Origin of the sequence: Enterobacter sp. 22452 (assembly GCF_052045065.1) — a bacterium.
In the GTDB taxonomy this organism is placed as follows: Bacteria; Pseudomonadota; Gammaproteobacteria; order Enterobacterales; family Enterobacteriaceae; genus Enterobacter; species Enterobacter mori.
Genome location: NZ_JBQEOB010000005.1, coordinates 405,132 through 427,439, shown reverse-complemented (window position 1 = coordinate 427,439; position 22,308 = coordinate 405,132). Strand labels below are relative to the sequence as shown.

Annotated in this window: 13 protein-coding genes, 12 pseudogenes and 1 other annotated feature; of the genes and pseudogenes, 10 read left to right on the top strand and 15 right to left on the bottom strand. The window is 48.5% G+C overall.

Annotation, left to right across the window (positions count from 1 at the left end; genetic code table 11):
* Positions 1-2: 2 nt before the first annotated feature.
* A pseudogene (locus ACTJJA_RS17100) lies at positions 3-839 on the bottom strand (IS110 family transposase); the annotation flags it as partial.
* Between the two features lie 188 nt (positions 840-1,027).
* Between ACTJJA_RS17100 and ACTJJA_RS17095 the strand changes: the two are divergent.
* From ACTJJA_RS17095 to ACTJJA_RS17085, 3 genes and pseudogenes are all read left to right on the top strand, one after another.
* Positions 1,028-1,713 (top strand): annotated as a pseudogene (locus ACTJJA_RS17095) (IS3 family transposase); the annotation flags it as partial.
* A gap of 672 nt (positions 1,714-2,385) precedes the next feature.
* The gene (gene ltrA, locus ACTJJA_RS17090; protein WP_440668787.1) at positions 2,386-3,894 is read left to right on the top strand and encodes a group II intron reverse transcriptase/maturase; all 1,509 of its coding nucleotides are present in this window, start codon (positions 2,386-2,388) and stop codon (positions 3,892-3,894) included.
* A gap of 80 nt (positions 3,895-3,974) precedes the next feature.
* Positions 3,975-4,431, top strand: a pseudogene (locus tag ACTJJA_RS17085) (IS3 family transposase); the annotation flags it as partial.
* Positions 4,432-4,531: 100 nt separating this feature from the next.
* On the opposite strand, the gene ACTJJA_RS17080 reads toward ACTJJA_RS17085, so the two are convergent.
* On the bottom strand, positions 4,532-4,909 hold the full coding sequence (locus ACTJJA_RS17080; RefSeq protein ID WP_440668758.1) for a YybH family protein: 378 nt from the start codon (positions 4,907-4,909) through the stop codon (positions 4,532-4,534).
* Positions 4,910-5,025: 116 nt separating this feature from the next.
* Between ACTJJA_RS17080 and ACTJJA_RS17075 the strand changes: the two genes are divergently transcribed.
* The gene (locus tag ACTJJA_RS17075; protein WP_440668757.1) at positions 5,026-5,904 is read left to right on the top strand and encodes a LysR family transcriptional regulator; all 879 of its coding nucleotides are present in this window, start codon (positions 5,026-5,028) and stop codon (positions 5,902-5,904) included.
* A gap of 40 nt (positions 5,905-5,944) precedes the next feature.
* Here the strand turns inward: ACTJJA_RS17075 and ACTJJA_RS17070 are convergent.
* The 3 pseudogenes from ACTJJA_RS17070 to ACTJJA_RS17060 form a co-directional block, all read right to left on the bottom strand.
* Positions 5,945-6,382, bottom strand: a pseudogene (locus tag ACTJJA_RS17070) (transposase); the annotation flags it as partial.
* Between the two features lie 52 nt (positions 6,383-6,434).
* Positions 6,435-6,797: pseudogene (locus ACTJJA_RS17065) on the bottom strand (integrase core domain-containing protein); the annotation flags it as partial.
* Positions 6,794-6,932, bottom strand: a pseudogene (locus ACTJJA_RS17060) (IS5/IS1182 family transposase); the annotation flags it as partial. The pseudogenes ACTJJA_RS17065 and ACTJJA_RS17060, both read right to left, overlap by 4 nt.
* Before the next feature lie 260 nt (positions 6,933-7,192).
* Here ACTJJA_RS17060 and mscS point away from each other — a divergent pair.
* The 4 genes and pseudogenes from mscS to ACTJJA_RS17040 all read left to right on the top strand — a co-directional run.
* Complete coding sequence (gene mscS, locus ACTJJA_RS17055) at positions 7,193-8,074, top strand: small-conductance mechanosensitive channel MscS (RefSeq protein ID WP_440668756.1); 882 nt, start codon at positions 7,193-7,195, stop codon at positions 8,072-8,074.
* 4 nt (positions 8,075-8,078) lie between these two features.
* Positions 8,079-9,158, top strand: a complete 1,080-nt coding sequence (gene ydiK, locus ACTJJA_RS17050; RefSeq protein WP_440668755.1) for an AI-2E family transporter YdiK — start codon at positions 8,079-8,081, stop codon at positions 9,156-9,158.
* 19 nt (positions 9,159-9,177) lie between these two features.
* Positions 9,178-9,462, top strand: coding sequence for a glycine zipper family protein (locus ACTJJA_RS17045; RefSeq protein ID WP_440668754.1), 285 nt, complete (start codon positions 9,178-9,180; stop codon positions 9,460-9,462).
* Between the two features lie 311 nt (positions 9,463-9,773).
* A pseudogene (locus ACTJJA_RS17040) lies at positions 9,774-10,275 on the top strand (transposase); the annotation flags it as partial.
* Between the two features lie 326 nt (positions 10,276-10,601).
* On the opposite strand, the gene ACTJJA_RS17035 reads toward ACTJJA_RS17040, so the two are convergent.
* Both ACTJJA_RS17035 and ACTJJA_RS17030 read right to left on the bottom strand, forming a co-directional pair.
* The gene (locus ACTJJA_RS17035; RefSeq protein WP_440668753.1) at positions 10,602-11,237 is read right to left on the bottom strand and encodes a helix-turn-helix domain-containing protein; all 636 of its coding nucleotides are present in this window, start codon (positions 11,235-11,237) and stop codon (positions 10,602-10,604) included.
* A 257-nt stretch (positions 11,238-11,494) separates the two neighbouring features.
* Positions 11,495-12,103: a helix-turn-helix domain-containing protein gene (locus tag ACTJJA_RS17030; RefSeq protein ID WP_440668752.1), complete on the bottom strand. Its 609-nt coding sequence runs from the start codon at positions 12,101-12,103 to the stop codon at positions 11,495-11,497.
* 219 nt (positions 12,104-12,322) lie between these two features.
* On the opposite strand from ACTJJA_RS17030, the gene ACTJJA_RS17025 reads away from it, so the two are divergent.
* Both ACTJJA_RS17025 and ACTJJA_RS17020 read left to right on the top strand, forming a co-directional pair.
* On the top strand, positions 12,323-12,934 hold the full coding sequence (locus ACTJJA_RS17025) for a hypothetical protein (protein WP_440668751.1): 612 nt from the start codon (positions 12,323-12,325) through the stop codon (positions 12,932-12,934).
* Between the two features lie 5 nt (positions 12,935-12,939).
* Positions 12,940-13,551, top strand: a complete 612-nt coding sequence (locus tag ACTJJA_RS17020; protein ID WP_440668750.1) for a LuxR C-terminal-related transcriptional regulator — start codon at positions 12,940-12,942, stop codon at positions 13,549-13,551.
* 757 nt (positions 13,552-14,308) lie between these two features.
* Here the strand turns inward: ACTJJA_RS17020 and ACTJJA_RS17015 are convergent.
* The 8 genes and pseudogenes from ACTJJA_RS17015 to ACTJJA_RS16980 form a co-directional block, all read right to left on the bottom strand.
* Positions 14,309-15,257, bottom strand: a pseudogene (locus ACTJJA_RS17015) (IS630 family transposase).
* A 286-nt stretch (positions 15,258-15,543) separates the two neighbouring features.
* Positions 15,544-16,104, bottom strand: a pseudogene (locus ACTJJA_RS17010) (DDE-type integrase/transposase/recombinase); the annotation flags it as partial.
* Positions 16,105-16,927: 823 nt separating this feature from the next.
* Positions 16,928-17,440 (bottom strand): hypothetical protein, encoded by a 513-nt coding sequence (locus ACTJJA_RS17005; RefSeq protein ID WP_440668749.1) that lies wholly within the window; start codon positions 17,438-17,440, stop codon positions 16,928-16,930.
* Between the two features lie 991 nt (positions 17,441-18,431).
* Positions 18,432-18,863 (bottom strand): hypothetical protein, encoded by a 432-nt coding sequence (locus tag ACTJJA_RS17000; protein WP_440668748.1) that lies wholly within the window; start codon positions 18,861-18,863, stop codon positions 18,432-18,434.
* Positions 18,864-19,488: 625 nt separating this feature from the next.
* Positions 19,489-19,653, bottom strand: a pseudogene (locus tag ACTJJA_RS16995) (IS256 family transposase); the annotation flags it as partial.
* An 86-nt stretch (positions 19,654-19,739) separates the two neighbouring features.
* Positions 19,740-20,039, bottom strand: coding sequence for a helix-turn-helix domain-containing protein (locus ACTJJA_RS16990; protein WP_440668747.1), 300 nt, complete (start codon positions 20,037-20,039; stop codon positions 19,740-19,742).
* Between the two features lie 875 nt (positions 20,040-20,914).
* Positions 20,915-21,660 (bottom strand): annotated as a pseudogene (locus tag ACTJJA_RS16985) (transposase); the annotation flags it as partial.
* Positions 21,257-21,373: a sequence feature (AL1L pseudoknot), on the bottom strand. It overlaps the preceding pseudogene by 117 nt.
* 60 nt (positions 21,661-21,720) lie before the next feature.
* Positions 21,721-22,239 (bottom strand): annotated as a pseudogene (locus ACTJJA_RS16980) (IS3 family transposase); the annotation flags it as partial.
* Positions 22,240-22,308 lie beyond the last annotated feature (69 nt).

Sequence of the window (22,308 nt, the reverse complement as noted above, 5' to 3'; positions counted from 1 at the left end):
CCCGTATAGAACTCTTTAATTACTGGGTTGTGCCTCGTCCCGACAAGGGCTGACATATAGAGAGCTGTTCGGACGGAGGCTCGCCCTCCGAATACCGTTCGGCGACCACGCATCGTGCCGGAATCTCTGTTTACTGGAGCAACCCCAATAAGCGCACTAATTTCACGTCGTGACAACGTTCCAAGTTCCGGAATCTCAGCCAGCAGCACGGCAACAGTCGCTGCACCAACACCTTTAACGGCGCTCAATAATGCAGATAATTCACTGAAATTTTTCGAAATATAGGCTGACATTTCAACTTCTATACGAGCCATTTCACTTTTCAATACCGAAATAATAAATCTGATACTTTCATGATTCTGAGGATGCGATGGATGCAACCTGTTCCGCTCAGCTGTAAGCATGATCGTTAATTGTCGGCGTCTGACCACCATTGCTGCCAGCAACTGCCTGTGAACATCAGGTAAGGGACGAATATATTTTTCCCGCTCAGGATGCTGGTTAATAACTTTTGCCATTTGTAGCAGGACTCTGGCATCTATTTGGTCGGTCTTAGCCAGATAGCCCATTGCGCGGGCAAAATCTCGCGCCTGGCGGGGATTGATAACAACCACGTCGAAACATTCAGACTGAAGATAGCCAGCCACACCAGACTCAAGTCCCCCGGTGGCCTCCATCAGGATCAGTTGAGTTTCATTTTGCTTTAACTCTTTGAGTATCTGATTAAAACCGCCATCTTCATTTGGCACAGTGAATTGCCGGGCAATACTGCTGATTGCAATATCCAGAGTGCTTTTCGAAACATCAATGCCTGCACAACGTTGATTTGACACGCTCATCTATACCCCTCCTTGCAAATACGATTTGAAGTTCAGACAACTGTTCGGGCTTCAGATGAACGACTCAGCCTGTGCGTCAGTCGCTATGCTGCGGGCTTGAATAACCCCAGGAGGAATCGGACTACACGGGCTTTGCCAAATCTAAGCCAGAACATAGTAATCCACTTTCAAGATACAAGGAGGAGCGTATGGGCACACCACGATTTACACCTGAATTTAAGGAAGAAGCCGTCCGTCAAATAACGGAACGCGGTTATTCCGTTGCCGAAGTATCTGACCGCCTGGGCGTGTCTGCACACAGCCTCTATAAGTGGCTACGGGCTATTAAACCCGATAACAGCGAACAGCATGCCCGGGATTTACTGGAAGCCAAAAGCGAGATCCTGAAACTACGGGCACAGCTAAAACGCGCCGAAGAAGAACGGGATATCCTCAAAAAGGCCGCGCGGTACTTTGCAAGGGAGCCCGACTGAAGTACCGCTTTATCAATGAGCACCGCACTGTATGGGGTGTGATGACAATGTGTCGGGTACTGAATGTCGCCCGGGCCGGGTTCTACGCGTGGCCGCATAACCCGGTCTCGGCACGCGCTAAAGATAACCAGCGCCTGATGACGCTTATCCGTGACTCATATTCACTGAGCGGAGGCGTATACGGTTACCGGCGGGTTCATGGCGACCTGAACGAAATCGGGGAGACCTGCGGCAAAAACCGGGTGGGTCGTATTATGCAACTGAACCGGATCAAAGCCGTGCGCGGCTATAAAGCGCCGCGTCGTATCGCCGGCCGACCTTCAATGGTTGCCCCTAATCGCGTGCAGCGGCAGTTTACTGTTGTCCGGGCCAATCAGGTCTGGGTCACAGATATTACTTATAGTGTGCCCGGAGTTCAGGGTGAGCATGGATGCTCAAATGAACCACGAATCTGTCTGGAATATTGAACCGGTAACTCACGATGAGGAGCCCAACAATCCCACCGGGTGTGACGGTGGAGAACCTGAGCGGCAGTGACCTGTGGCATGCCCGCAGGGTGATGTAACCCGCTGACAACGGGGATTGAGGCGAGATCACTAAGCCAAGATGATCCTCAAGGTTGAGTACTGAAAGGCTGAAGAACATGAACCCGTTAATCCGCCTCTGTGGGTTGAAAATGTCACCACGGCCTACGTGATCTGACAGGTCGTGCAGGAGTCACTGGCGGTGATACGTAAGCACTACCGGTCGAAGGTGTTTTGATATGTATGCGAAACACCGGGACAGCAGCGCCTATCACTCTCGCGTTGCTGACTTCTGCCAACTTGCGGCAAGCAAGGATAAAGAGTGCGACGGGCAGCCTCCTCAGTATGTCTGAGTCCAGGCAGGTAAACCGGGGAAGGTCAGCGACGGATGTTAAGGAGGTATGGCTCCGATGACGCGCTGGCTGGCGGAGCTTCCGTAGTAGTCCGCGATGGGGAAAGCCCATTACATGGCGAAGGGAAGTAGTTTAAATGTGTTTGCGACGTGAATTAACTGACCTAACGAGGTGAAGACCTTTGATAATCAGCGAAATGCAACGCAAGCTTGCCACATGGGCAGCCACCGATCCGTCCCGACGGATTGAACGGCTGCTGCGCCTGATAATACAACCAGAATGGCTGGCTGAAGCGGCACGGATCACGCTGTCATCAAAGGGGGCACATACCCCCGGCGTTGATGGCGTGAACAAAACAATGCTACAGGCCAGACTGGCTGCTGAGCTGCAAATCCTCAGAGATGAATTACTCTCAGATCACTACCAGCCCTTGCCCGCCAGACGGGTTTACATCCCTAAAAGCAACGGCAAACTGCGACCACTGGGTATCCCCGCGTTGCGGGATCGTATTGTTCAGCGGGCCATGCTGATGGCGATGGAACCGATATGGGAGAGTGATTTTCATACACTCTCCTATGGCTTCCGGCCCGAACGCAGTGTCCACCACGCGATCCGCACGGTGAAATTACAGCTCACCGATTGCGGGGAAACACGGGGCCGATGGGTGATCGAAGGCGACCTGTCCAGTTACTTCGACACCGTACATCATCGACTGCTGATGAAGGCCGTGCGCCGCAGGATCAGTGACACACGCTTTATGAGCCTGTTGTGGAAAACCATCAAGGCCGGGCATGTTGATGTCGGTCTCTTTCGGGCGGCCAGTGAAGGCGTGCCGCAAGGAGGCGTAATATCGCCGCTGCTGTCGAATATCATGCTCAATGAGTTCGATCAGTATCTGCATAAACGCTATCTGTGCGGGAAAGCCCGAAAGGATAGATGGTACTGGAATAACAGTATCCAGCGAGGCCGAAGTACTGCTGTCAGAGAAAACTGGCAATGGAAACCTGCGGTGGCTTACTGCCGCTATGCCGATGATTTTGTACTTATCGTCAAAGGCACCAAAGCACAGGCAGAAGCCATCAGGGAGGAATGCCGGGGTGTGCTCGAAGACAGCCTGAAACTCAGGCTGAACATGGACAAGACCAGAATCACCCATGTCAATGACGGTTTTATCTTTCTGGGCCACCGGATCATCCGCAAACGCAGTCGTTACGGCGATCTGCGAGTGGTCTCGACGATCCCGAAGGAGAAAGCCAGAAACTTCGCGGCCTCGCTGACGGCACTGTTATCAGGCAATTACAGTGAAAGCAAAGTCGATATGGTTGAGATGCTCAACCGGAAACTGAAAGGATGGGTCATGTTCTATCAGTTCGTTGATTTTAAGGCCAAAGTCTTCCGTTATATCGACCGTGTCGCGTTCTGGAAGCTGGCTCACTGGCTGGCCCGCAAATACCGTACAGGAATCGCTTCCCTGATGAGGTGGTGGTGTAAATCACCAAAACCGGGTCAGAGCAAAACGTGGGTTTTATTTGGTAAAACCAACCACGGCAAGCTCAGCGGTGAAGCGCTGTACCGGTTGGTGGGGCAAGGCAAGAAGCTGTTCCGCTGGCGTCTGCCTGAAGGTAATCCCTATCTGAGGACGGAGGCCAGAAACACATACACATCGCGTTTTACTGAAGTGGCAATGGCGTTCACCAGCGTTTAAATGGAGAGCCGGATGCGCTGAAAGGTGCACGTCCGGTTCGGAGAGGAGAGGCAGGGAAATAGTCCGACTACGCCCTGCCTCTTACTCTACTCCGCACCTGGCAGGGCTGGCTGTATCTGGCGGTGGTTATCGATCTCTTCGCCCGTAATGTGGTCGGCTGGTCGATGAAGCCCACCCTCTCACGCGAACTGGCACTCGACGCGCTGATGATGGCCGTCTGGCGGCGAAAACAGGACGGCGAGGTCATCGTGCACTCAGACAGGGCAGCCAGTACGGCAGCGACGACTGGCAACGGTTCTGTCGGGCCAATAATCTGGCCCCGAGTATGAGCCGGCGTGGCAACTGCTGGGATAATGCAGTGGCCGAATCGTTCTTCAGTTCACTGAAAAAGAACGGATCAGAAAACGTATCTATAAAACCCGGGATCTGGCCCGGGCCGATATCTTCGATTACATTGAAGTGTTCTACAACCGGGCCCGGCGCCACAGCCACCTCGGCGGCGTCAGCCCGGAGGCCTTTGAACAGGCCTCGTCGTGAGGACAGGAAATGTCTACTGTTGTGGGGTCAGTCCAGAGTCAGAATACAGAATTCCGGAACCACCTCCTACCTCAATGACAAAATTTTTCATAGTCTTACTTCAGGTACGTGGCTGACTTGTGGCGAACAGATAGCGGTGGATCTTCCACTCTCCGTTCTCTTTTCGGAAAACAAACAGTTCATTGTTCCCTTCCGTCACTTCAAGGTCAGTGGCCAGAATCCTGGTGCGGCCTGCAGAACTGGTACGTGCCCAGGCCCAGTCTCCAGCCTCTTCGATTTCATGAATTTCGAAGCGGATATCAAGTTTGATGGTGGCGAAAACTTGTTCATAACCGGCACGTACCGCATCACGTCCTACCAGGGCGGGGGCATGCTGGGGCATGAACACAGGCTCACTGTCGTAAAGATTAAGGATAGAGTCTGTGGCGCTGTGATTGAGTGCGACCTCGTAGGACTGAATGAGGGCCTGAATGGTCATGGTCTGGCTCCTGTCAGAATCGTTGAAATCAACGGTATGTATGAACTTTAGTGCTATCATTGACGAATGAATAGATGCATTTTTTGCTGTCTGGCTCTCAAATATGAGAGGTATATGTGGATCTCAATGCAGTGCAGATGTTTGTCAGCGTCGTACAATCGGGAAGTCTCTCTGCCGGGGCTGTACAGCTGGGGCTACCATTGCCAACTGTTAGCCGCCGTATCCGCGAGCTTGAGCGGCAGTTGAAAGTGCAACTATTGGAACGGTCTGTGCGCGGAACTCGCTTAACGGACGCAGGCTCACGCCTCTATAAGTATGCCAGTTGTGGCATCGAGGCATTGCAGGAGGCTGAACAGGCGGTGGTGAGTGATCAGGAGAGGCTTAGGGGGCGGCTTCGCTTGTCTCTGCCGCCTGCATTTGAGCCGTGGTGGGAATTGCTGTCCCTGTTTCAGCAACGCTATCCAGAAGTTCAGCTACATGTGTTTAGCACTGAGCGTCGCGTTGACCTGGTCGAAGATAGTATTGATGTGGCACTACGGGTCGGTGCAATTGTTCACGAGACGATAGTGGCCCGGCGTGTACTGTCATACCGCCATGTCCTGGTTGCTGGTCGGCACCTTATTGACCGACTGGGGGTGCCTGAATCTGTGGATTCGCTACATCACTATCCCTGCGCAACCTGGTCTTCTGGCGCGAGTTCCGTGAGTCGCTGGAGTCTGGGTGAAGAGGTTTTTGAGCCGCGTAGTATGCTAACCACCAACGACTACGCGCATTTAAGAAATCGTGCATTGGCTGGAGACGTGGTGACCGAGCTACCTTTGTTTCTGGCTACCCCTCATTTACAAAATGATGAACTGGTCTCGCTGTTACCTGACAAGCCGATGCCAGAACTGCAGATCCATTTGCTCTATCCCTCACATCGACATCCTTCGTCAATAGTTCGGGCGTATCTGGATTTTTGTCAGCAGCAGGTGCCACTACTTGTGCCACATTGAAGATAAATTTGTCTGAATACATGCCCCCTCGAAGGTATCCTTTTGCCAGCTTATGTTTGCCTCCGGGGAACGGGTTGCCGGTTTCCATAAAATGGCAAACTTTTTTCAACAGTTGCCACATTGAGCAACACTGATGATTGCGTATTTGTGTAGTGAAGTGCCTGCCATAACCGTTCAATATGATTCACCCATGGCGGAGTAGACGGGCTGAAAATCACCCTGAACTTCGGGTTTTCCTCCGGCCAGCGCAGTTTTTCCCGACTTTTATGGATAATGTAGTTGTCCACGATCAGCGTGATGGTTTTTGCCCGTCGGTACGTCGTGTTAAGCCGTTTCAGCAGGTTGATGAACCGCTTCGAACTTTTGCTGTTGCCTCCCACGTAACTGACTTTACCCGTTCTGCTGTGCAGTACTCCGGCCAGAAAATTTTTTTCGTTCTGCCCCGGGTCACCACGCGTTTTTGTTGCCCGCGTAGTTTCTGCATATTCCGACCCAAACCGACCGGCGTTTTTCAAGATAGATGTCGTTTTTTATGCTGCCCGGCGGTGTTCATTCTCCGGGTTAAGTGCCACCATATTTACCGGTGCCCAGTTGCGCGTTTTTCCTGACCAGCGTTCGGGATGCTGACAGCGGGCTGCTTCGTACACGGTCTCTCGCTGTTTGAGAAGCCCCTTATCCAGTCCCAGATGTCTTTGCTCTGGTGTGACGAACTTTATCCCGCTATGCCGGTGCTGAGTGTTGTACCAGCGGATGAAGCTGTGTACCCACTCTCGCGCCTTGCTTATATTGCTGAAGCCATCCACTGGCCATTCCGGGCAATATTTCAGCGTACGGAACAGCGACTCCGAGTAAGGTTTGTCATTACTGACCCTCGGTCTGCTGAACGACGACCACGCCTTAATCGATTCGTCGTCCGGCCAGAAAGTCATGGAGCCACGGTTTATAGGTGTGCCAGTTGGTGATTCTGAACTTCTGTTTTGCCACGGGACTACCTGCGTTGTCAGGGAATGCGTGATCCGATCCTTCAACTCAAAAAGTTCGAGTTATTCAACAAACAAAGCCCCATTCAATATAAAAATAGGAATATTGCTCGAAAAAATGTCTTATTGGATAAATCAATCGAAGAGAGTCATAAATGACACAAAACGTGATGATGATAATCTGTGTACCATATTCTCCTTCACAGGTCCTTTAACTCTTTTTTGCCTCTAAAAACAGACTTTTTAATCTCTCTTTTTGTCACTGCCCCCGCTGTAAAATGGATGGCTTCTTTTCACAGGATGATTTTATGAAAATCGACGCATTCCCCGGTATCCACCAACTGATTAACTGGATTGTTAATAATGAATCAGCGATTGCGCAAGGATGTGTTAATCTTATTGGTGCTATTTTTCTGCTCTGCTCGGGTATTTTTTTCTCTCGTATTGCCAGTTCAGGGTTTAAAAAACTACTCAATAAACGCAGGGTCGATCATACCATTACACTGTTTTGTAGCGCCCTGTTGCGTTATGCCTTGCTGGCGTTTGCGGTGATTGCCGCACTGGGTCGTATTGGGGTGGAAACATCGTCGATTATCGCTGTGGTTGGCGCGGCAGGATTGGCTATCGGCCTGGCGCTGCAAAGCTCGCTGGCAAACTTTGCGGCAGGTGTGTTGCTGGTCTCGTTGCGCCCCATTCGCGCAGGTGAGTACGCCAGCATTGGCGCTGTGGCGGGAACGATTGAAGAAGTTCATATTTTTTCCACCACGCTGCGAACGGCAGACAATAAGATTATCGTTGTACCTAACGGTAAAATTATTGCGGGAGAAATTACCAACTACTCCCGGCAGCAGATGCGCCGGGTGGATATTACGCTGGGTGTGGCATACAACTCAAACATCTCTCATGTCAAAAGCACGCTGACCACCGTGGTCAGCGTCGATCCGCGAATTATTCACGCAAAAGGTTACACCATTCGCCTGAGTGAATTTGCCCCTTCCTCACTGAATTTTGTGGTTCGGGTATGGGTGGAAAACCGCCACTACTGGGATGTCTACTTTGATCTGATGGAGAATATCAAACTGGCGCTCGACGAAAACCATATTCAGATGCCATTCCCACAAATGGACGTACACCTGAACGACGGGCTGCAGACCACTGTGCAGCGTTACGTTTCTATGAGCGAGGCCTGAGCCGATGTCAGTCACTCTTCATCGCGATCTCACACAGACGCTGTTCAGTAGCATCCTTATTATGGCCTTGCTGATCGGCGCTATCTGGGTCGCCAGCCCTTTTCTGCTGAGTATTGTCTGGGCGGGACTGATTGTTATCGCTACATGGCCGCTGTTTACGCTCCTGCAACGCAAAACGGGATGGCACAAGGGGATAATAGTTGGTTTGATGATGCTCTTCCTTACCCTCATTTTCCTGCTCCCGCTACTGTTTTGCATGTCGGTATTTTCTACTCTGCTGGAGAAAATCCTCTCCTGGTTCACCCTTTTCGATCTCAAGCACCTGCCGGATTTCGCTTTCCTAGCTCATATTCCCTGGATAGGTGAGAAACTACATTCCCGCTGGCTGGACCTCATCAACGAGCACACCGCGACGCTTCGCGATACCCTTAAACCCTGGGTTGTCCGGGTGATAGTCGCTTTTATGCAGCAAATCTCGCATATCGGTGCACTGTTGCTTAATGGCGTACTGATGCTGATAGCATGTCTGTTGTTCTACCTGCACGGTCACAGAATAGCGCACGGATTGCGACTATTTGCCCGTCGTCTGGCCGCTGAGCGTGGTGAAAGCGCCATTTTGCTGGCCGGAAAAACCATTCAGGCCGTCGCGATGGGTATCGTCCTGACTGCGGTGATCCAGTCAGCATTCGCCGGATTAGGTTTGCTGATTTGCCCGATCCCCGGCGCGGCGCTACTGATGGCAATTATTTTTGTGCTTTGTCTGATGCAACTCGGCCCAGTACTCCTCATGCTACCCTGCGTAGCCTGGCTGTTCTGGAGCGGCCAGTATAACTGGGGCGTACTGCTACTAATATGGACTGTGGTTGCCGGATCGCTGGACAATGTGCTCAAACCCGTACTGATCCGCCGCGGTGCAGAAACGTCGCTGTTTCTGATTATGCTGGGCGTCATTGGTGGATTACTGACCCTTGGTATCCTCGGTTTGTTCATTGGCCCGGTGCTTCTCGCCGTATCCTGGCGATTGATCGCCGCCTGGGTGCGGGAAACACCCGTCGTCATCACAGCAGCTAAGGACATGATATGAAGATATTTCTGTAATAGTGATGACTGCGCTGCTGACTTTTTCATCTGTCAGCATGGCTATGGATAAAAGCGCAACGGGTGCTGTGGCTGGTGCGGCAACAGGCAAAAGCGTGAAGTCTACCGTCGGTGGTGCAGTTGTTGGTTCGGGTACCGGGGCGATGTTCAAAAGCGGCGATAAAGGCAAAGCAGCGCGTAAAGGCGGCGCGGTGGGGGCTGGTACAGCAGCAATGACCGGGAAAAATGTGCTGAAAGGTGCTGCCGTCGGTGCCGGGGCTGGTGGGATGACTGGCGAAGCGACGCATTAGTCCTCACGCCATGCCATCTTAAAAACACCCTTTGCTATTTGCAAAGGGCATACAATTAAAATTAAAGGGACAAACGTAAAAGAGCAGGTGATTTTGTCGCCACTGCCGGCATCCAGGTTATCGTGACGACACCAGGGATTGTATTCACGATATCGAATGTCGCATCAAACGGTCCCGATACGGTATTGATAGTTTGGACGCTCAAATTTGTCCCTGCAAAACAGGTGTCATTGGGCTTTGTTTGTTGAATGACTCGAACTTTTTGAGTTGAAGGATCGGATCACGCATTCCCTGACAACGCAGGTAGTCCCGTGGCAAAACAGAAGTTCAGAATCACCAACTGGCACACCTATAAACCGTGGCTCCATGACTTTCTGGCCGGGCGACGAATCGATTAAGGCGTGGTATGACACAGCCCCGCCTTCAGTACGTGGAAGACCTCAGCGCTATTCTGACCTTGCCATCACCACCTTTCTGGTGATTAAACGAGTATTTCGGCTGACCCTGCGGGCTGCACAGGGTTTCATTGATTCCACCGGGCTGAAGGTCTTCGGTGAAAACGAATAGAAAGTCAAAAAATACGGCAAAGAACACCAACCGATCTGGCGGAAGCTGCATCTGGTTGTAGACAGCAAAACACATGAAATCATCTGTGCTGACCTGTCGCTTAACTACGTTACAGACTCAGAGGCCTTCCCCGGGTTAATCCGGAAAATCAGGTCAGCCGCCGCTAATGGTGCTTACGATACCCGTTTATGTCACGATGAGCTGCACCGTAAGAAAATCAGCGCCCTCATCCCAGAAGGGAGCGGATTACTGGCCCGGTGAGTAGGACAACGGAATATACCCCGGGTGGCTTTGTTGAATAAATAAGATTCCGAGCGAATTTCCCTGTCGCTGGTCTGATTTTCAGGCAATACGCATGCTTTCTGCCATACCTGCCTTTGTCATTTTGATCAGTGCACGTACCGTGACCAGCTCCTCTCACTCAGTGCCCATGAGCCTCCGAACAGATGTTTACCCGATACATGGTCGTTTCCGCTATAGAGTGACGGTTATATTAACCGAAATTTCCGAAGTACCGCTTTCTACAGGTCCATGCGGGTATGTGATGAACTGGATTAAAATCTATTATCTCATCAGGATGATGCATCTGATGTTTCAAGGGCTGAATCATGTATAAATGATTTCAGATAACCATTCTCCATTTGTAGTGTTCCGTTTTTCTTTAGCGCAGCAAGATGTTTGAGGATACTACTGCGGGAGAGATTTGAACTCTGTTTGATATATTCAATAACCGTGATTGTGTTAATCAACTCTGTCGGTGACTGGCTCAGCAACTGTAGCAAAGCGCAGACAATCCTGAAAGAGCTGTGCTGGCTCAGTACAGTATAGATTTTGAAAAGTGATGACATCAAATACAACGTTGAATCAACCAGTTGTGGCCATAGTTTCTGGCACTCAACTACCTGGAACATCTGCTCAACAGGGCAAATCTCAAACTCGACGGTACTCATTGCTTCAAGATAAATTATTTCGCCAACACAAATAAAGCGATCAAATCCGTAAAATTCCGGGCCGCTGATATGGCCGAGAATCCTATCGTCCATTCTACGGCGCAACAATACGACACCACTATGTAAAAGCACACCATCGGATATACAGGAATTGTCAAAAGATATCAGAGCCCCTCGGGGAGCGTTGACGATCCTTGATGGTTGGCTTATCCTACTGATAATGGTGCGAATGCTCGTTATTGGTTTATTATCATACATAATGCTGTTTCCTGTTATCATCGAATTCAGTTGGCCATCAATACGGTCAATCAGTTATCTTCCCTATCCATAGCTCCATAGCTCCATAGCTCCATAGCAAGCACCAGAAACATCTTATTTTGCTCAGATGGATGTCATCCAAATATTCCCCAATCAACAAGGCTATAATAATGGGAATGTCATGAAAATATTAACTTAGCTACTCTGAATAACGTTTTCAAATCCTGGGGGTTCCGGTTTTTGATCCAAAGCTGGAATTAATAACGAGCGGGCAATTTATGTATATTTATCAGTATGCCGCGGTTTAACTCAATATGACCGCCTTTTTTTAAATCCCCAAGGATTTTCATGATGCCACTACGCGACAATAACGTTTTTTCCTGAATATAGTCGCAGGCATTAGTGCGCATACGAAGCGTTTCCGGTTCGCGCATTAGTGCTTCGAGATTATTCTTAATCAGGTCATAGGTTGGGAGTGAGGTGGAGTTAAAGGTATAATCCAAAAAACGCAGCGAAACATACATCGATGTCCATGCCAGAGATTGCCATAGATCCTGTTGCTCAATGATTCCTCTGAATTCGTCCCGACAGAGTATCTCATAGCGAATCATACCTCGTGCCTGTAGATACATGTCAGGATTATCGTCATTCATCAGATTAAAACCAAGAATCATAGGTGCTCTCGTGTTACTGAGCAGCATATGATCGGCATTACGATAGACAGCGACAACACCCTCATGTAACAACACCGTCATGGGTTCCATGTACTGCAGTAAAGATATAATCTGACGCTCCCGTCCTGTTTTAACGCGTGTCGGGTCGGATGCTTTGTCGATTAAATGAATAATATGCTCTTCCGGTTTCATGTTCGTGTCATCATTGTGTGGATATCAACAGTATAGCTACTGATGAATTCAGCGCCACAACCAATGTACATGATACTGTTATGGGGTGCGAACAATTTTGCAATCAGGTTTGTATCTATAAATGGACTTGTTTTGACTGGTTTCCCGGAGTGCTTTAATTATCCTAATAGTCAGTAATACTATTCTGATATCTGGTTTAATTTGCAAGGGGCTATTGTTGTGCCGCAACTTTTTTTGTATGAACCCAGAATGCTGATGCGTTCTGCCGTTTGTTCTTTACTTCATGATGCTATTTATTCTTCTCTGGATGTGTACCCGCGACTGACGTCGCTGAGTGAGGACGTCTGCGGTGCCGATCATCACCGTACGGCTGTGCTGGCAGGAATGGATGGAGCCGGAACTGAATTTGCGCGTCTACTCAGGCTACTTAGCTCTCTGATACGTTTACAAATCAAAACCATTGTCTGGCTTCCTTCTGGATACCCGCATGTCGCACAACTTTTACGAAGCATCGGGGTAAACCATCTGTTGCTGGAAGATGATCTGGAGCCGGGGCTTACGCAATTCATACGAATGGAGACATCGGGAGTTACATTGCCAGCCCATACCAGACATCAACGCACCGTTTCTCAAAACGGGCTGGATATCATGCTGCAGTTTGCCAGTGGGTTATCCGCAAAGGAAATCTCTCAGTCCCGGGGGTGCAGCCACAAAACCATTTTCTCATGGAAACATAATTTGTGCGATGCCCTGGGGCTTCAGCACGAGGAACACTGGTTCGATGTACTGACGGAAATCGCGCAACTTTCCACACCATATCAGACAAGGTAAATTGTATGTCACACTTTCATGCCCTATATCTTTCCTCCAGCAATATCTGGTTTCATGCGCTAAGCCTGGAGTTTGCAAATCTTGCCAAAACAAATCCCGGCTGGTCGTATTCACTGAGTACCCCTGGGTATGAGGCAAGTACAGAGCAAAAGCTGTGGGTTATCGATTTTACGGATATAAAAACAGCATCCGTTTCAGCACTCCCTCTTAACGATCCGCGCATGCTGGTTCTGGTCCGGGGGATTAATAAGCGTCTTATCCATAAACTACTGACTGGAAGCCGTTGTTCATTGTTATGTGTGGATGACCCCTTTTTTGCGGCGCGCGAACTGGTTGAGTGCTGCTGCCGACAGAAGCGTTTTCTTAGTCCATTCATTCGCCAGCTAAGCCTGGCGTCACCAGATGCGCAGGTACAGGTATCATTAACCGAAACGGAAAGTAAAGTTCTGTCCTTTCTGCGAGAAGGGAAAAAAAGTGTCGACATATCAAAAATGCTGTTTCGTAGCCAGAAAACCATCAGCTCACATAAGCGCAATATTATGCGTAAACTTGGCGTGGATAGCGATCTTGCTTTTAAACAAAAGCTGAAGATGATCGAAGCAGAAGAGATTGTCTGAGTGCATCGAAAAGCTGGCTTAAGGGGCAGTGAGCCAGCCTTTATTTACATCATTTCATTAAGCGAAATAAGAGTTTGGGGTCAACATTAACTCATCGTCTGATCCTGCCAGTAATAATTTCTTTTCCACAATAAAATCCCCCCTCTGTATAGTTTCTTTCATTATTCCTTACGGCATTTTTAACAAAGCGGAACTCGCATAAGACTCCCCTGTTGAGACGGTTTAGTCTGTTCAGGAAACAGGTTCAGTATACAATAATTGTACTATCCAAAAAATGTTTTAACGAAAAAATGGGCCATGCGTTAGTTAAATAATGGGTTGTGGACAAATTAACACAGAAGAAATACTCACTAATGCAAAGAAAGAAGTAGCGTCCGTCGCAGTAATGGATATATACTACCTCAAAAAAAGTAAGGTAAAATAATATAATGCGCGAATGCTTCCTTAAATTCATATTTATAACCAATCATCATTGCAAAGTGTTAATGTTATGCAATCCACTGGTATTTAAAATCATCTTTTCACATTCCAAATAAAAACGATTTTAAGATTATTCTGATTGGTGGGGGCAAATAAAGTTCAATCCTTCCTGGAAGGAATCACAGCAATGGTTAAAGTAAATGTTCTCTCAGCTTTGATCCCGCTGTACAGTTATCTTTTGTCAGTAGCCCGCAATGCGGGCTCTTTTACTTACCCAGCCCGGGGGATTATACCAACCCGGTTGTACTGCTTATCTAAATAACTGATCCTAATACCGCTACACTTTAGCCAGCCCATGTTTCCCACCTGGGAATGGGCTAACGGTATCCATAAAGTGACGAACCTTTTCAACAGTTGCCACATTGAATGGCACTGGTGATTTCGAGTTATTGTCTCATGAAGCGCCTGCCACAACCGTTCCACATGATTGACCCATGGCGAGTAAACCGGCTGATAAATTACCCTGAACTTCGGGTTTGTTTTCAGCCAGCGCAACGTTTCACGGCTTTTGTGGATGATGTAGTTATCGACAATGAGCGTAATCGTTTTTGCCCGCCGGTATGTCGCCTTCAGATTTTTTAACAGACTGATAAATAAGGACGAACCTTTACTGTTTCCACCAACGTAGCTGACTTTTCCCGTGCCGCTGTGCAGCACGCCGGCAAGATAGTACTTTTCATTCTGGCCCGGCGTGACAACGCGCATTTGCTGCCCACATAGCTGCCAGTCTGCGCCAATTTTGGGATTGAGGTGAATATCCACTTCATCTTCATAAAACACGGGATTTTCCGCACTACATTTCGCCAGAGCTTCATGGATAGCGACCATTTTTTCTTCTTTGTGTGGGCCACGGATACGCAGTGTCGGTGCGGCTCTCCGCCATACCAGTCCGGTACTCCAGCGGGAACGCTGGTAACCGAAATCGCCGGGAGAATGCTTAACAAGCTCACGCAGCAATGCGCAAATATGTTCGAACGGCCAGCGTCTCCCACGTCCTGACGGTAATGACTTCAGGCCTTCAACACCAGACAGCGTGAACCAGTTAATCCAGCGACCAATCGATGAGCGGGGACAACAGAGCGTTCTGGCAACATGACAGACGGTGTCACCACGATGCAGCATCAGCATAGCGGTGAGTCGCCGGGTGTGGTTTTGTCCTTTGTTTTATGGATAGTTTTCTGCATCAGGCGTCGTTCAGTTCTGGGTATTGGTGCTATGGTCGGCATTGCTCAGTCCGGCTGGTGATTTGGGATATTCAGCGATTGATCAGATCGCATAAACCGGACTGAGTTCCCCCGTAAGTGATCTACTATTCCGAGCAGTTATTTAGGAATTCCGGGTATATTGACTTGCACCCCGGCAGGTCTGTAAATCCCAGCCGGTAATATTAGCACTCAGGATCAACGCAGCTTCCATGACAGCAAAGCGCCCTGCTAGACGCTCACGGGATCCGTACCCTGTCAGATTTCGCAGTGCTGTTCTCACATCCGGTTTTGGCATGAACGCGATCTAATCGTCCTTCATCGTCTTCATGAACCGCTCGGCCATGCCATTGCTCTATGGGCTGCTCACCGCTGTTGTGCAGGGCTCCAGATTCAGCTCACTGGCGAACCTCCGCGTTTTATGCGCGGTATACGCTGAGCCGTTGTCCGTCAGCCACTGTACTGCTGTGTCCGGCAACCTGTAGCCGAAGCGCTTTCCCACCGACCTCAGCATCACATCCTGCACCGTCGAACTGTCGTTGCCTCCCGTGCTCGCCGCCCAGCCTATGGCCTCTCGGTCGCCGCAATCCAGCGGGAACGTGGCCCGTAGTTTTTCACCATCGTCACAACCGAACTCGAAGCCGTCTGCACACCAGTGTATATCACTTTCTGCTACCGCGATTTTCCCTTTGTGTTCACGCTTTGAGCGTTCTGGTTTGTCATGCTATAACAGCAGGTTATGCTCACTCATGATCCTGTAAAGTCGTTTGGCATTTACCGGCGGTAGTCCCTCTGTGCGACGTTGCATACGCAGGATGCCCCACACTCGTCGATAACCGTAGCTGGGCATATCGCTGATGATATCGAGGATAACCTGGTGCTTCGTTCTGACAACGGAAGCCCAATTCGGAGCTATGCATTGCAGGCAAAAAGTATGCTCTTGGTGTACTGAGTGCTTACGCTCGCTTGGGTCAGCAATGAGAATCCGTAAACAGAATCGTTGTTCCGCACACTCAAATATTGTCCCTGATGGCCAGTGAACTGGTTTTCACACAATAGATGACGTACGGGCATGGGTAAGCCGTTTCGCAAACTGGTACAACGTTGAACATAAGCACAGCGGGTTCAAATACGTACGCTGGAGTAAGCAGTTACACTACTGGGACTATATTCCGGAAGTTTACCTTAACCCGGAATAAGAGGCGACATAACGTAATTTTATTACATCAAGTGACAACTATGTTGAAAAACGCCGCATCCTTTGCCCACAGCTAGAAGAACGATGTCAACGATGCTTTGGTAATTTGTGCAACCGCATTCCGCCCCGGTATCCACTTTGTTTTGGTTAGAATAACGGACCAACAGGATATATATCAATGTACTCTAAACACACGTCAACTGATGGTTGAGTAGAGAAAAAAGCTGGTTAACCTGCGCTTTACTCTGCTTGCTGAATATGGTGTTACAATCCCTGTCGGGATCCAGCATCGCCAGCAACAGCCGCCGAAGGCGGGAAAGTGTTCCTGACTCAGGCACAATTGGCAATACTGCCGAAAGACATAAACTGGGAACATCCACAGCGGGTGGAACGTGAAAGCTTTTCTCCAGAACTCGTGCGCTCCGTGGTGATCTCTGCCACCAGAAGTACCTTTAAAGACCGTTTAACACACATTTAAACGGTCTTTCCGACACAGTTACAGCGTAATGTTACATGCCGCAATAAACTCTTTGACGGCTTTCTTTGCAAACGAAACGGAACCCGAACCGGATGAAACATGATTTCCGTTGCTGTCAATGTTGCCAATCAGAAAATCTTTACGGGATGACTCATCACGAAACTGTTTTAGCAGAAGCTTAATCTTTGTGGTCTCGTTACTCATCATTTGAATGTATTTTGCGTTTCTGCGGGACAGTACTGTATTAAAAACAACAGGATTATTATCCGGAACCTCTATTAACGTCTGATAGTGGGGTTCCCCCCCTATCATCGAATCAGGGTCCAGCTCTACCTGGCTGACAGAGAGTGAATCTTTCGAACAATTAAAAATAACAGACTGATTATGATTGGTGATATCTCCAACTAGCTCAGCTTTGATGTAACCAGGTGAAAAAATATCCTGCTCTGTCGTTGTTTTCCATGATGCCTGTGCAGGGGATAAAGAACAGGAAGATAGCAAGGATAATGAAATGAGCAATTTTTTTAACATGTAAGTATCTCCTTAAAAAGGAAATACTCTATGTCATCCTGTCGGAAATTTTGTGACTATTATGGCTTTACGGCGTCATATCAGAAACGGGATGTTGCGTTTTCAGAAAAGTATGGTTTCTGATAGCTGAAAGTTTTAATTTTTAGGTGACAAAATGCGGTGATGCGGGCTGTTACGCGCTGCGAAAGCTTCAGGAATTTTCATCTGTTATGAGTTTTTCAGGCTGAACAGTACCTGATACCTGTGATACTTATGCATGATAATCACTTCTTTCCCTGCCGTGAGAGACGTGTACTACTGCCCCGGTTTTTTGGTTTCTTTTGCGTCAGAAAATTCTTGCCATGGCGATTCGGTGATAGTGCGGGTAACAAGTTGTACTGGTGACGTTACCGTTAATGAGGTAAATAAGGAACTATCTGAGTTCCTTTAACTCGATTAGCTATATTTTCATCGTATTATGGAATGTCCACCATTTAATGTTCATCCTATCCTTCTGTACCTTGATATACTTCTCGTGTTCATACCATGATTCTTAACATTATAATGTTGCTTACGATCACTTATTCATTATGGATGTTCGGTGTTGCCAGAGCCGCGAGTCGAAGAGCAACTTCGGCTACGCGTATTGTTTTACGTAATGTCGAAATTGTGATTGCAGCTCCAGGCTTTGGTTTTTCACTACTTCTGTATTAGTTCCTTCCTGGTAGCAATTGGCGCTCAATTCTGAAACCATAGATATTATTGCTACTTGCACACAGGTATAATCTCCGGCGTTCAATTTTTGTAACACGAGACAGGGTTCGGTCATATTTAATATATGTTACCTTCAAAGTAAACAAGGTATTCCAGAAAATAATTGACGCATTACTGTACCCAAAATGGTAAAAAACTTCTGGTCAGGAATTACATACCGCAGACAGGAGAGATTGTTCCAAAAGTCATTTTTTATATGAAAAGACAGTCACAGGAAAAGACTGTCTTTTTTGTGAAGTCAATTCTGAATTAAGACAACGTTATCAATATCGACACTGTCAGTTGGTGTCGCGCTGTATTCAGCATGGAAATGCAACATAAGTGTACCTGTCCATGATGGATCCGCAGGAAACGAAAAATTTTCTCGTGTCCAGACAGTATTTCTGGCTGAGTTAAATGAAGAACTCCAATATGTTGTATTAGAATTGACAAGCATTATGGTAACTGTGCCATTAACTAATCCCCGGGAATCAAATGAGAGATTATAATTCTCCCCCGCTAATAAACCAATATTTTGATATACAGACTCAGTGGTCGCGATACTGCAATAGTGGTTTGTAATCTGCTCTGTTTCTCCATTAACACCGGAACCGGAAGAAGTATACTGCCAGGAGGTTAACCCTCCGCCATTGCTTTCAAAATCACCGTTGTAAATGATATTAGTAGACATATGATTCTCCTGTGAGGAATAGAAAAGGAGCAAAAATCGTGAAGTGACAGAAAAAGGATATGATATTAATGGTTATTTACCAGATCATGATTACACGAATTATTCTAAATTGTGATGTCGCTCGCGATTTTTGCATTTGAATTGCGAAGATAACTTGATGTATGAAAAAACGTGAGGTGACTGATTAGCGCGCGATGCAACTCTAGCGATGACCAATGGGATCTTCCTTGAGGAGAGAAAATCTGTTGTTATTGCACCGTAATTGTAGTCCGTAGGATTATGAAAATTAAGAATACCTTTACCAAATTATAATAACCAGGTAGTGACGATTACAACCAACTGTTCTTCCCTCCTCGTTTACGAATAAATGAACGTGCATGCAACCACCTTTTCGCAGTGTAATGATGTAGTTTTGTACATTGTGCGTATTCTGCTCTGATCAATCATTCGGGGAACTTTACTTTTCTACTGCTTTTAACCTGTTCTGTCAGGCAACGGGGAAACCCTGAAAAAATGTGGTTATATCGCTGTTTTGTCTCCTACAGGATCCACGACAGCTATGTACACCAGCTGATGCTTATAAAGTCGAATGGTTTCCAGCAGCCTCAGCGGATCAAGTGCGTGAATAGCCGTTACGGCAGGCCTCGCGCTCATGAGGTTCTGCGTTGATGCGCTGAGTGACATTCATTTCCTTGATGCGGTTGAGCATAAGCTCGGTGAGCTCACGCGGAAAACCCTCGCCGCCGAGTTGCATCAGTGGACTGCTGAATGTCATGCTATTATCCACCATCTTGTTGAAATTACATCACGCCCTAAGACTCTATCTGATACGGATAATCTGGCAGACGAAAATATAAAAATCGGGCATATGTGACGTCACCATTCCTCCCTCCTGGCAGGAAGCGATGCATTCTGCTGCATTTCCACGTATTCGGGCTTTGCATCGGATAATGATTTCCTTGATGAAAATGCGATCTCAACACCCAATATGGTAAACACCCTGAACAAACGTTCAAAACTTGCACTTGCAGGGTTTGCCTCCATACGAGCATAAGTTTGCTGTGTTACACTCAGGTATTCTGACATCTCTCTTTGCGTCAGCCCGTTAGCTTTGCGAAAGCCAATCAGCACAGGACGTAACTGATTCAAAGTTTTCAAAGGATATTGAGTGTTCATTAGCAACCGACCGTATAGGCTAATTAATATACGCAATTTGAATGTTAATACAGCCTATAGGCTGTTAATGTATTTAACAGATTATAGGCTGTTAAAACGTTTTTTGCCAACATGTGGCATCATTCCGGTAAACGGTATGACAGAGTAAGATAGAGCAGCGTATAGACTCCTTCCAGAGGCAGTTGCCTCCTGCCACGTTCGGAATAGACGGCCTGTATATTTTCGGCTGTTGCCATTTCGGTTACCTTAATATCAAGTCGTCAGACACCTGTGATCCTTCGCCATGTAATGGGCTTTCCCCATCGCGGACTACTACGGAAGCTCCGCCAGCCAGCACGTCATCGGAGCCATGCCTCCTTAACATCCGTCGCTGACCTTCCCCGGTTCACCTGTCTGGACTCAGACATACTGAGGAGGCTGCCCGTCGCACTCTTTGTCCTTGCTTACCGCAAGTTGGCAGAAGTCAGCAACACGAGCGTGATAGGCGTTGCTGTCCCGGTGTTTTGCATATATGTCAGAACACCTTTGACTGACAGCGCATACGTGTCGCTGTCAGTTACTTCTGCACGACCTGTCAGATCACGTAGGCCGTGGTGACGTTTTCAACCCACAGAGGCGGATTAACGGGTTCATGTTCTTCAGCTTTTCAGCACTCAACCCTGGGGAGCATCTCGGCTTAGTGATCTCGCCTCAATCCCCGTTGTCAGCGGGTTACATCACCCTGCGGGCATGCCGCAGGTCACTGCCGCTCAGGTTCACCACCGTCACACCCGGTGGGATTGTTGGGTTTCTCATCGTGAGTTACCGGTTCAACATTCCAGACAGGCTCGTGGTTCATTTGAGCATCCGTGCTCGCCCTGAACTTCGGGCACACCGTATGTAAAATCTGCACACAAAAGCTGATTGGGATGTTTCGCCACGAACTGACGGTTTACCCGGTCACCTGCCGCAGCTGCTTTCCGGCTGACCGTAGTCCGCACTTTTTTACCCCGAAGCACGCCAGCGAGGCCCATGCTCTTCATCAGTCGCGCGATGGTGCATCTGGCCACGCTGAAGCCTTCACGCTGCAGCTGCCTCCAGACTTTACGGATGCCATAGACACTGTAGTTTTCGTCATACACTCACTGTATTTCCGGCTTCAACCGATCGTCACGGCGGTCACGTTGACTGCGTTTCTCCGGATGCTGGCGGTATTCACGGTGCCGGTAGTACGTCGACGGGGCGATATTCAGCTCATGACATACCGGTCCGACCCCGTGACTACCGCTGAGGGTATCCAGCAGCGGCATTATTTTTTCCATAGACGGTCGTACTCCGCCTTCGCAAAATAAGCCGAGGCCTGGCGCAGGATATCGTTGCTGCGCCGCAGCTCACGAACCTCTTGCTCCAGCTCTTTGAGCCGCTGACGCTCATCACTTGTGAGCCCGCCATCGCCGGCACCATTATTGCGTTCATGCTGACGCAGCCAGGCTCTGAGCGTGTCGGGACTGCAACCAATTTTTGGCGCGATGGAGTTGATGGCGACGTGTTCTGAGTGATATTCACTGCGCTGTTCCAGCAGCATTCTGACAGCCCGCTCACGCAGTTCTGGTGGGTAACGGTTTGCTCGTTTGGATGTCATTTCGGGTCTCCTTTAACTGAGAGTTTAGTCTCCCGAAAACCCGGTACGGTTCACCGTAAGAGACGGCTTTTCATGTTTGCGCATGGACTGGTAAGCCTTATCGTCGATGATTTCATCTTTCCATTTGTATAATACCGAGCGACTGATGCCAATGTTCCTGGCGATTTCTCTGGCAGGTACATGTCGTGTACAAAGCGCCATGGCAGCCGGACGTTTCACTTCAGGTTCAAAAGGTGCATTTTGATTGATCGTACTGGCAAAAAAAGCCGTCTGTCGGGATGATGTTCATTAACCCAGCGAGCCAGTACATCACAGCAGGGATAACCAAGAGTCCTGCTGGTAAACGCCAGGCAATAGCCATGATTTAGATAATGTTCAACAGCAGCCTGCTTTTGCATATCAGAGTAATGAGGCTTACGGCGTATGGTTTTTGTAGCACCGTCACTCGCTTCCCATAAACGGATCCAGCGTCGCAGTTTTTTTAGAGGGGGAATCCAGTTCACGAACCACAGGAGCCAGTTTACTACCGTATTTAAAGTAAAGTTCAATTGCAGGGAGCCGTTCTGCTTCGGTAGACATTATTTATCTCCTGAGTGTCCAGAAAATTGTCCGCACCCCCATTACAGTCTTATATCATTGGCGCTAACA

Excerpts from the sequence above, each read along its gene's own strand:
- ACTJJA_RS17030 (WP_440668752.1), bottom strand. The coding sequence starts at position 12,103 with ATGAAACCGGAAGAGCATATTATTCATTTAATCGACAAAGCATCCGAC.
- ACTJJA_RS17005 (WP_440668749.1), bottom strand. The coding sequence starts at position 17,440 with ATGTTAAAAAAATTGCTCATTTCATTATCCTTGCTATCTTCCTGTTCT.
- mscS (WP_440668756.1), top strand. The coding sequence starts at position 7,193 with ATGAAAATCGACGCATTCCCCGGTATCCACCAACTGATTAACTGGATT.
- ydiK (WP_440668755.1), top strand. The coding sequence starts at position 8,079 with ATGTCAGTCACTCTTCATCGCGATCTCACACAGACGCTGTTCAGTAGC.
- ACTJJA_RS16990 (WP_440668747.1), bottom strand. The coding sequence starts at position 20,039 with ATGAACACTCAATATCCTTTGAAAACTTTGAATCAGTTACGTCCTGTG.
- ACTJJA_RS17020 (WP_440668750.1), top strand. The coding sequence starts at position 12,940 with ATGTCACACTTTCATGCCCTATATCTTTCCTCCAGCAATATCTGGTTT.
- ltrA (WP_440668787.1), top strand. The coding sequence starts at position 2,386 with ATGCAACGCAAGCTTGCCACATGGGCAGCCACCGATCCGTCCCGACGG.
- ACTJJA_RS17000 (WP_440668748.1), bottom strand. The coding sequence starts at position 18,863 with ATGTCTACTAATATCATTTACAACGGTGATTTTGAAAGCAATGGCGGA.
- ACTJJA_RS17080 (WP_440668758.1), bottom strand. The coding sequence starts at position 4,909 with ATGACCATTCAGGCCCTCATTCAGTCCTACGAGGTCGCACTCAATCAC.
- ACTJJA_RS17035 (WP_440668753.1), bottom strand. The coding sequence starts at position 11,237 with ATGTATGATAATAAACCAATAACGAGCATTCGCACCATTATCAGTAGG.
- ACTJJA_RS17045 (WP_440668754.1), top strand. The coding sequence starts at position 9,178 with ATGACTGCGCTGCTGACTTTTTCATCTGTCAGCATGGCTATGGATAAA.